The organism is Fodinibius sp., assembly GCF_041642155.1.
In the GTDB taxonomy this organism is placed as follows: domain Bacteria; phylum Bacteroidota; class Rhodothermia; order Balneolales; family Balneolaceae; genus Fodinibius.
The window spans coordinates 21,264-31,129 of sequence record NZ_JBEPWZ010000011.1 but is presented as its reverse complement, the minus strand read 5'-3'; the positions used below and the strand labels follow the sequence as shown (position 1 = coordinate 31,129).

General features: G+C 48.0%; 6 protein-coding genes. All 6 read right to left on the bottom strand.

What is annotated here, in order from left to right; genetic code table 11:
* The coding region (locus tag ACESLU_RS01790; RefSeq protein ID WP_372634284.1) for an SDR family NAD(P)-dependent oxidoreductase at nucleotides 1-274 on the bottom strand (274 nt) is incomplete at its 3' end.
* Nucleotides 275-278: 4 nt separating this feature from the next.
* Nucleotides 279-1,145 (bottom strand): fumarylacetoacetate hydrolase family protein, encoded by an 867-nt coding sequence (locus ACESLU_RS01785; protein WP_372634281.1) that lies wholly within the window; start codon nucleotides 1,143-1,145, stop codon nucleotides 279-281.
* A 20-nt stretch (nucleotides 1,146-1,165) separates the two neighbouring features.
* Entirely contained in the window at nucleotides 1,166-1,945 is a 780-nt protein-coding gene (locus tag ACESLU_RS01780) for an SDR family NAD(P)-dependent oxidoreductase (RefSeq protein WP_372634279.1), read from the bottom strand.
* 645 nt (nucleotides 1,946-2,590) lie between these two features.
* Nucleotides 2,591-4,030, bottom strand: coding sequence for a c-type cytochrome domain-containing protein (locus tag ACESLU_RS01775; protein WP_372634287.1), 1,440 nt, complete (start codon nucleotides 4,028-4,030; stop codon nucleotides 2,591-2,593).
* Nucleotides 4,031-4,388: 358 nt separating this feature from the next.
* Complete coding sequence (locus tag ACESLU_RS01770) at nucleotides 4,389-5,849, bottom strand: DUF1501 domain-containing protein (RefSeq protein WP_372634276.1); 1,461 nt, start codon at nucleotides 5,847-5,849, stop codon at nucleotides 4,389-4,391.
* 5 nt (nucleotides 5,850-5,854) lie between these two features.
* A complete protein-coding gene (locus tag ACESLU_RS01765) occupies nucleotides 5,855-8,998 on the bottom strand; it encodes a DUF1553 domain-containing protein (RefSeq protein WP_372634273.1) in 3,144 nt (1,047 codons plus the stop codon).
* Nucleotides 8,999-9,866: the final 868 nt, after the last annotated feature.

Sequence of the window (9,866 nt, the reverse complement as noted above, 5' to 3'; positions counted from 1 at the left end):
AGTGGAGAATGCCGGCATTGTTGACCAGCACGTCCACCCCGCCAAAGGTCCCGGCCGCCTGGTCGATGGCGCCAGCCACGTCGGCTTCCCGGGATACATCGCAGGCAATGAAATGCGCCCGCTTGCCAAGCTCCCCGCACCGCTGCCGCCCGGCCGCCTCATCCACGTCCAGGACCACCACATTTCCCCCCTGCCGGTGAAAAGTCTCCGCGCAGCCCGCCCCGATGCCTTTGCCGCCTCCGGTGATGACAATCGTTTTATCCTTGAATGACATCCGCTTACCCCCCGTTATCCTTATAGGCTTTCACATGCTGCTTTGAGGATCCAAGTCCCTCGATCCCCAGTTCCACCACGTCGCCCGGTTGCAGGTACCGGGGCGGGTCAAACCCAAGGCCCACCCCCGCCGGCGTGCCCGTCGATATGATGTCCCCCGGCATGAGCGTCATAAATCCGGAGATATAGCTAACCAGATGAGGGATCCCAAAGATCAGTTTACTGGTTGACCCGTTTTGTTTTATCTCCCCGTTTACTTTCAACCAGAGCCTCAGATCATTAATATCCTCGATTTCATCCCTGGTCGCCATAAAAGGGCCCAGGGGGGCAAAGGTGTCACAACTTTTCCCTTTCACCCATTGTCCGCCCCGTTCCAGCTGCCAGGCCCGCTCGCTGTAGTCGTTGTGCACGCAGTAGCCCGCCACATGATCCATGGCTTCCGCTTCAGTTACGTAGGAGGCCTTCTCGCCGATAATCACGGCCAGCTCCACCTCCCAGTCGGTTTTGGTGCTCCCCCGGGGGAGCACGAGGTTGTCATAAGGGCCGGCTACAGAGGAGGTCGCCTTGAAAAACAGAATGGGTTCTTCGGGCAAATCAGCCCCGCTCTCCCGGGCATGATCTTCGTAATTAAGTCCGACGCAAACGATTTTTCCGGGACGCGATACCGGCGGGGCAAGCCGCGCTGATTCCTCAATTTCCGGGGCGGAGGATCCGTTACCTTCCAACCAACCGGCCAGCCTCCCGAGACCACCGGACCCAAAAAATGATTCATTATAATCCTCACCAAAGGCTGTTACATCAATTTTCCTGCCACCAGAAAGCATCAAGCCTGGTTTTTCACGGCCCGGGGGGCCAAAACGAATTAATTTCATAAAATAAATAAATTATAGAGTTACGTATTTAATGTAGAAAATCCACCGTCGATAGGGTAGTTGGCCCCGGTGATAAAGGCCGATTCGTCTGCGCACAGATACAGCGCCAGACCCGCAATTTCTTCCGGCCGCCCCATGCGTCCAATAGGCTGGGTTTGGGATAGCCTCTCAAACATCTCATCCTCTTGTCCGGGATAATGTTGCTCCAGGTACCCGTCCACAAACGGCGTGTGAACCCGGGCCGGGGAAATCGCATTACAGCGGATGTTATCGTCGATATAATCCTTGGCGATCGAGTACGTCATCGTCAGCACCGCTCCTTTGGTCATCGAATACCCGAACCGTTCGGCGATGCCCAGCGTCGCGGCCACCGAAGCCATGTTTACGATAGCGCCGCCCCCCGTTTTCTTCATTTTTTGGACCCCGGCCAGCGAGCAGTTGTATACCCCCTTTACATTCACGGCAAACAGCCGGTCCATATCTTCTTCGGTGGTATCTTCAAGGGTTCCGACATGGGCTATGCCGGCGTTGTTCACCAGGATATCCAGGCGGTCGTTTCGTCTATATACCGCCTCAAACGCCTCCTGCACCGATGGCTGGTTCCCGACGTTCACCTGGTGAAAATAGGCCTCTCCGCCTTCATCATTGATGTGATCCACGGTCCCGCTGCCGGCCTCCCGGTCCAAATCCAGCACATGCACGGCGGCGCCCCGGCGGGCAAAAACCCGGGCTATACTCTCGCCAATCCCCTTGCCGGCGCCGGTAACGACGGCCGTCTTTCCAGATAGTGAAAAAGTCATAAGTTTATTGAATTAACTTTCAGATACATGTTAGTCTTTTCCTGCTATTTAATTATCCAAAGGAGACCAATAAACGGATTCGAGTTGTGCTTATTTATTGAACCCTTTGCAAAACCGTTCTTTTGGCCAATCTGTGTATTTTTGCGCATTTAAACTCCTTCCATATGCCTTATATATGCTGTGGTTTGAATTCGCACAGGCTTTGATATTGACCAAAATTTCTGGTTTTTCAAAACCCACTTACAGTCAAACCGTCAACTATTTATCAGGAACTACTGTTATCTTCTTCCCATTCAACAACTGTACTTCGATCTTCCGGTGTCAGACACTCGTACAGTGTTTTTTTGAGGGTAAGATAACCCACGCTTTTCAAGAACTTCTTCTGGAACACCATCCCAGAAGTTTGTTATATTACCCTCGTAGCTGAGATCTTCGATTCCCATCTCAGGGGTAAAAAATCCAGTCGCGGTAAGATTTCCCATCCGGTTGAAAAAGCGTACCCCATAACCCATTCCACTACCATTGGCCAAGCCATTCGGATGAACTGACGATTTAGAGTTTAAAAGAATACGCGCGGATTCACAGGCTGAAGCACCAAGTACAACCACTTTGGCCCGGGTTGGATACTCTTTTGGGGATATTATGTTAGTCCTCCGGTGCATTACCGTCGTTTTCACCAGGACTTTTTTTCCAGCCGGTGTCAATATATAATTCGGGAAGTTTTTCTTTAAGCTCCAGGACTTTTTCTTCACTCACCTGTGTCTGCCATACATAGAGCGAACGAAGGTTTTTACTGTTTTCAAGATATTCCAGCCCTTCATCGGTTATATCGGTAGCATACAGGTTAAGGTATTCCAGATTTTCCAAACCGCTCACATTTACGAGTAGGCTATCAGTGACATTCGTTTGTTCAAGATGAAGGCGGGTCAGGTTTTTAAATTCGGGCAATACCGTGAGGTCGGCATCTGTGACCGGTATCTGGCCAAGGTCAATCCATGTAATCTGTTCGGAGAGGGGCAGTAACAATTCCATATCCTGCCCTCCGATACTATCCGGCGGTTTTGTGAACTGAACCTGAAGAAAATTACTGCCGTTGGCCACAGGCAAAACCTTCAGGCCCTGACCCCTTAACTCTTCAACAAGAACGTCATCAGCTTTCGGGACCTCCGTTTTTTCAAAGAAACTTTTTCCTTCATCTGTCAGCTTGAATAAAGCTCCGGAAATGTCGTCCGTAACTTCCAGCTCCGATACTACACTTCCCTGAGGAGCTCCCTGGTCGATCCACCAGCCGATCAGTTCGATTTGATCGGGTGTAAGTTGTAACTTCCCTTCCGGCGGCATATGGTCGTCATCCGATTCAGGCAAAAGCAAGCGTCTGTATAAATCGCTTCCCTCGGCATTACGTGCCTCAAGTACAGGACCGCTTTCACCTCCTTCCATCAGATGTTCAAAGGTGGTCATCATCAATTCTCCCTTCTTTTTATCCGGATTATGGCAGCTTACACAACGCGTATCCAATATAGGATATATGATATCCTCGTATACCATGGCAGAATCAATATTCTCAATTTTTTTAATTTCCTTCACTTCCAGCGGGGGGGAACCGATCATCGTTCTCAAAGGCTCGGGCATATAACGGGTTAGATAGCCGGTACCATGGGTAAGGTTTCCTCCCTGGTGTCCGGTTGCCATCAGGGTACCCACCATTAATACCAGAACAGGCCCATACATTTTTTTTACTACCGGATAATCGTAAAATGTTGTCCTCAAAATAAATGCCAGAAAGGACAATACCACGACCGTTATCCCCAACCATTGATGAACAGATAAAAGATCTTCGCCGTATCCACCACCGGAAGACAGCAGGTATCCTGTTAACACCGAGAAAACGGCACTTATTCCTCCGGCTAACAGGGCCAGCGGGACGGCATGTCTTAGTTTTTTAAATCGTTCAAACAGAGCCAGGCATTCAAGAAAAAAAGCAAAAAGCAGTAACCCAATAGGCAGATGAACAATCAGCGGATGAAACCGGCCGATAAACAGCACGAAATCGGAAGAGCTGTCTGTATCCAAATCGGGTTGCATCTCGACCATGGAAGAGACCATCGGATTTGTTCCTCCGTCCATGGGAACAGCCATGATTTCAGCGCCGGCAAACAATGTAAGCAAGAGAAAAAAAACGCTAATATGTTTCAACATGCCTAAGCAATCAAATCGTAAAATGTTTCAAATTTTGAAGCCACTCCACCATAATGGCCTTCATATAGCTCGGCCACTTTTTTAACAAAAAACAAAAAATGTATCCGTCAGACCGGAAACCAGTCATAGAAAATAGAAGTTCGTTAAAGAAAGGTTGAAAAGCAGCGCAGGCTGTACCGGTACAGACATCCCCGCACCGGGAAACGAGCAACGTGCTAAACGGTCCAAAAGGTTTCTTACTTGTTCAAGCCAGAATATCGTGAATGATTTCGCCGTGTACATCCGTCAGGCGAAACCTTCTTCCCTGATGTTTGTACGTAAGCTTTTCATGGTTGACCCCCAATAGATGCAGGATGGTAGCCTGAATATCATGTACATGTACCGGATTTTCCAGCACATTATAGCCAAACTCATCCGTTTTACCATACGTCATGCCTCCTTTGATACCGCCGCCGGCCATCCACATCGTAAAGCATCTGGGATGATGGTCACGTCCGTACGTTTCGCTCGTCAATTGACCCTGGCAATAAGCGGTTCTTCCGAATTCACCGCCCCATATTACCAATGTATCATCCAGCAAGCCCCGTTGTTTTAAGTCCTTCACCAGTGCTGCAGAAGCCTGATCGATATCCTTGCATTGAAGGGGTAACTGATCCGGGATGCCGTTGTGCTGATCCCATCCCATGTGATAGAGCTGAATAAATTTAACATCCCGTTCCGCAAGCCGCCGCGCGAGCAGGCAATTGGCCGCGTATGTTCCGGGTTCTCGGGCATCCTCGCCATACATGTCAAATACCCAGTCCGGTTCATCGGAAAGATCCATCGTTTCAGGAACGGAAGTTTGCATGCGGTACGCCATCTCGTACTGACTGATCCGGGAAGTAATTTCGGGATCACCGAACTTGTCCAGGTGCAGCGTGTTCAGATCTTTTAAGTATCCCAGCATGCTTCTTCGACTCATTTTCTTTACTCCGGAAGGATTGTTCAAATTGAGAACCGGATCTTTCCCGGAACGGAACTGCACCCCCTGATGAAGGGCAGGGAGAAATCCATTCCCCCAGAGACGGGAATACAATGGCTGATCAAAAGGACGTCCCGATCCACGGGAGATCAACACACTAAATGTCGGCAGGTTTTCATTATCCGACCCCAACCCATAGCTAATCCAGGAACCCATACTCGGCCGGCCCGATTGTTGCGACCCTGTTTGAATAAAGGTGATAGCCGGGTCATGATTTATAGCATCGGTATACACCGATTTTATAAAACAAAGATCGTCCACAACCTCACTTGTGTAGGGAAGCAACTCACTCACCCAGACCCCGCTTTCACCATGTCTTTTAAAATTGTAATGAGATCCTGCCAACGGAAAGCCATCCTGATTGGCTGTCATACCGGTCAGTCGCTGCCCGTCTCTTACCGATGGAGGCAGATCTTCTCCATTCATATCCCGAAGCTTGGGTTTGTAATCAAACATATCCATCTGTGAAGGGCCCCCGCTCTGAAACAAATATATGATCCGTTTGGCTTTGGGAACGACGTGAGGGGCATCCAGTACCCCTTTCAAAGGATCTTTGCCGCTGGAAAAAAGCGTCTTCGGACCCAACAACGACGCCAGGGCGGCAGCTCCGATCCCCAAACTTGTTTTGGAAAGAAAATGCCTGCGATTCATATGGCAGTTCAGCTTGTCAATTTCTTGAGACATAACTCTTACTCCTTTGTTAGGGTTTCATCAAGATTTAATATCGTGTTGCAAACAATGGTTTTTGCCGCCAGATCATGTGGGTCCAGATCTTCATCCCGCGGGTACTCCCCCACCTGAAGCAGTTCATCTGCTCGTTCAGGTTTTTCTTCGAACTCCTTCAATTCCTCCGTGTAGAGCCCCTGCAACAATTCAACTTCTTTCTCGTCGGGATGCCGGGCCGTAGCTGCTTTAAAAGCAAATGCGATTTGCTCTTTCAGGTTATCTCCCCCCTCTTTCACCATCCGCTCAGCCAGCATGCGTGAAGCTTCGACAAACTGTGGATCGTTCAAGGTAAATAACGCCTGAATGGGCGTGCTTGTTTCCTGACGCTCAACCGATGCATGTCCCCTGGTGGGGACGTCAAAACTGGTCATCATCGGAGGCGGTGACGTTCGCTTCCAAAAGGTATACAGACTCCTTCGATACAATGAATCTCCGTGATCCTGTACATACTCCGTCAAATGCCTGCCGGAAGTCAATTCTTTCCATAATCCCTCCGGCTGATAGGGTTTTACACTGGGACCTCCTATTTTATCCACCAACAACCCGCTTGCTTTAAGTGCATTATCCCGGATCATTTCCGCCGGCAGGCGGTACCGGGGACCCCGGGCAATCAATCTGTTCTGAGGATCCTTTTGCAATAATTCCGGAGTTATCACAGAAGACTGTTTATACGCCCTTGACATGACAATCTGCTTCTGAATCGCCTTTACATCCCATCCGTTCTCTCGAAATGTGACGGCCAACCAGTCAAGCAGTTCGGGGTGAGTCGGCAGTGATCCCTGGGTCCCGAAATCTCCCGGCGTATCCACCAGCCCCGTACCGAAAAACATCTGCCAGTAACGGTTCACCATTACGCGGGCCGTCAACGGGTTTTCGTCGCTCACTATCCACCGGGCTAAACCTAAACGGTTTTTGGGAAGATCGTCCGGGTATTCCAACACGGCGTCAGGTACCCCCGGGCTCACTTTTTCACCCCTGTTGGCATAGCTTCCGCGCTCGAGGACATACGCCTGACGCGGATTTAGCCGTTCTCCCATTACCATCACTTCTCTCATCCTACTGGTCAACTGGTTCTTTTCGGCCCTGTAGTTGTTGAGTTCATTCCTGTATTTCCTGTAATCGGGGTCCAGATGCAAAAGATAATGGTCATACAGGATATTTTTCTCTGATTTGCTGCGTTCTTCCGGGGAGCGGGCTAGTATTTTTGAAAGCCTGGCACTGTCTGCAAGAGCTAAAACCTCCGCTTTGCTTAATTGCCGGTTATATACTTTAACTTCATCCAGTTTCAAGCCTTCATAATTGATTTCTTCAAAAGATTGCCGCTGTCCGATTAAGAACCGCTGATCTTTATACTTCGCTGTGTCCTGGTCAATTTCTATACTTTTAAACAGATTGTCATGTTCAATATCGGTTCTCCACCGCACGCCATTCACATAGACACCAATCCCCCCGGATTCGCTTGAACCATCATAGGTCACTGCTAAATGACTCCACTGGTTTCTCGGCAATTTGTCTGATGTTTTAATCTGTATCGAGTTATAGGGCCATCCGTGTATTAAGCGAACCGAAACATGATTTTTTTGCAGTGAAATATCATATCCTCTGTATCCTATAAACACCGAACCCGTCTTCACCAATACCGGGGCTTCTTCCGATGTATCAGACGGATTTACCCAGAAACTAAAAGAAAAAGGTTCAGTACGTTCGAATCTGCCCAGATCCTTCAGGTTAATATAATCACCTTTTCTAAACTCAAGAGCTCCGCCGTACTTCCCCTCTGTTTTTTCAAGTCCTCCCTCAATCTCCCCTTCTGCAGACGGGTTAGCCTTGTTGAGTACTTTATTTTCCCGGATATCGTCAAAACTCAAATGAGCAACCAGACCTTCAGAAGAAGGGGTGATTGAAGCGGGCGTATCCTGTTGCTTTTGCCAGCGTTCAAACTCTTCTATCTTTCCGGCTTCTGTTTCCTCCAAATGTCGTTCCTGTTCGGCTATTTGTTCGTCCAGGTAGTTAATTTTTGCTTCTGCTGCACTATCGGGCAATAATATGGTGGGGCCGGAAGCCCCTTCGTTCGGAATTTGTCCTGCTTCATTCACATTATTGAAGAAAGCAGAAAACTCATAATACTCTTTTATCGAGATGGGGTCATACTTGTGATCGTGACATGCAGCACATTCCATAGTCAGCCCCAAAAAAGCTGTACCGGTTGTATTGGCACGATCCCTTACATATTCCACCCGGTACTCTTCGCCGACGATACCCCCCTCCTGATTTTGCCTGTGCACCCGATTGAAACCGGTTGCCAGTTTTTGCTCCCGGGTAGCATCTGGTAAAAGATCACCGGCTAATTGCCACGTTGTAAACTGGTCGAAGGACATATTTCTGTTAAAAGCGCTAATCACCCAGTCCCTCCAGGGCCACATTTCATTGGGCCCGTCATCCTGGTAACCATGTGAGTCCGCGTAGCGTGCAACATCCAGCCAATCCAGGGCCATGCGTTCTCCGTAAGCCTTCGATTCCAGTAACCGGTCCACTACCTTTTCATACGCATTTTCGGACGTATCAGCCAGAAAATCATCAACTTCCGCTATGCTCGGCGGCAATCCCGTCAAATCAAAAGAAACTCTCCGGATCAGTGCTTCTTTTGCCGCTTCAGGAGAGGGGTTCATTTCGCGATCTTCCAATTTGCCAAGCACAAAATAATCGATGGGGGTTTCCGGCCAGGTTTCATCTTTTACATCCGGGATTTCGGGTTTTTCCGGAGGAATAAAAGACCAGTGAGGCTCCCACTCGGCACCCTGATCAATCCACTTTTCTACTATAGCTATTTCTTTTTCACTCAGCTCGAGGTGAGATTCGGGAGGCGGCATCATAAAATCAGGGTCGCCAGAAGTAATACGCTTGTACAGTTCACTCTTCCCCGGCTTGCCCGGCACAACGGCGTTGCGATCTTTGTTTTCACCCAACGCCGCATATATTCCCTCTTCAGTATCAAGACGCAAATCAGCTTCCAGAGAATTCCCATCGGGCCCGTGGCATGCAAAGCAACGGTCGGAAAGGATCGGTTTCACGTCAAAATTGAAATTTATTGTCTCAGGGATATCCATCGATTCACCACCAGTTTTCTCAGAACTGCAGGCTGGAAATATGAACGGAAGCAGGATACATAGCAAGAGGAACGTATATCCTTTTAAATGTTTAACCTTATGTCTGTACATAAATGTCGCCGATGCCTTGCTTGGATAATAAACTATTTCGTCCCAAAAATTCACTGCTTAAAAAATGGAAATAAAAGAAGAAAATATTCAATTTGGCTATTTCCTCACCTAATATCGTAAGAGAATGCTAAATAGTAAGGATACTCCATTTTTTACAAAAATTACTTTTATGAACCGCGGACAACTGGTTTGAAATCGTTCTATCCCCTCCCATTCTTACTCGCTGCCACACATAGCAGAACAATCGGGGATATTTCTCTCATTTTCTCCATATAACAAAAAGCCCAAAGGTATTGCTTCATCCACATACTAACATTCACGGGATATGTCAGTTACCGGGGCAGTCCATTATCCCTATTTATATTTATATTTTCGAGAGACCTTGCAAAACCGTTCTTTTGGCCAATCTCTGTATTTTTGCAAACTACAAAACCCCACATATCCTTTATTTTCTGTGGTTTTGAATTTGCTCAAGCTTTGATATTGATCAAAATCCCTGGCTTTTCAAAGCCTCTTTATATGTACTTTTTGATACGGAAGAAACCATATGATACGGTATAAAAACCGATTGTTAAAAATAACATACAAAATTTCAAACACATCTGCTGTAAGCGCCTGTTTACCCCATGGCATAGGCCAATCCCGCATGGTAAGGGGTTCCATCGCCAATGCTACTTGTTCAGAAATGCTGTTACATAATTTTTTCTTGTAACATATAGACTATGGTCATTCTCTCATTGGAAATAGAAATAGCAAG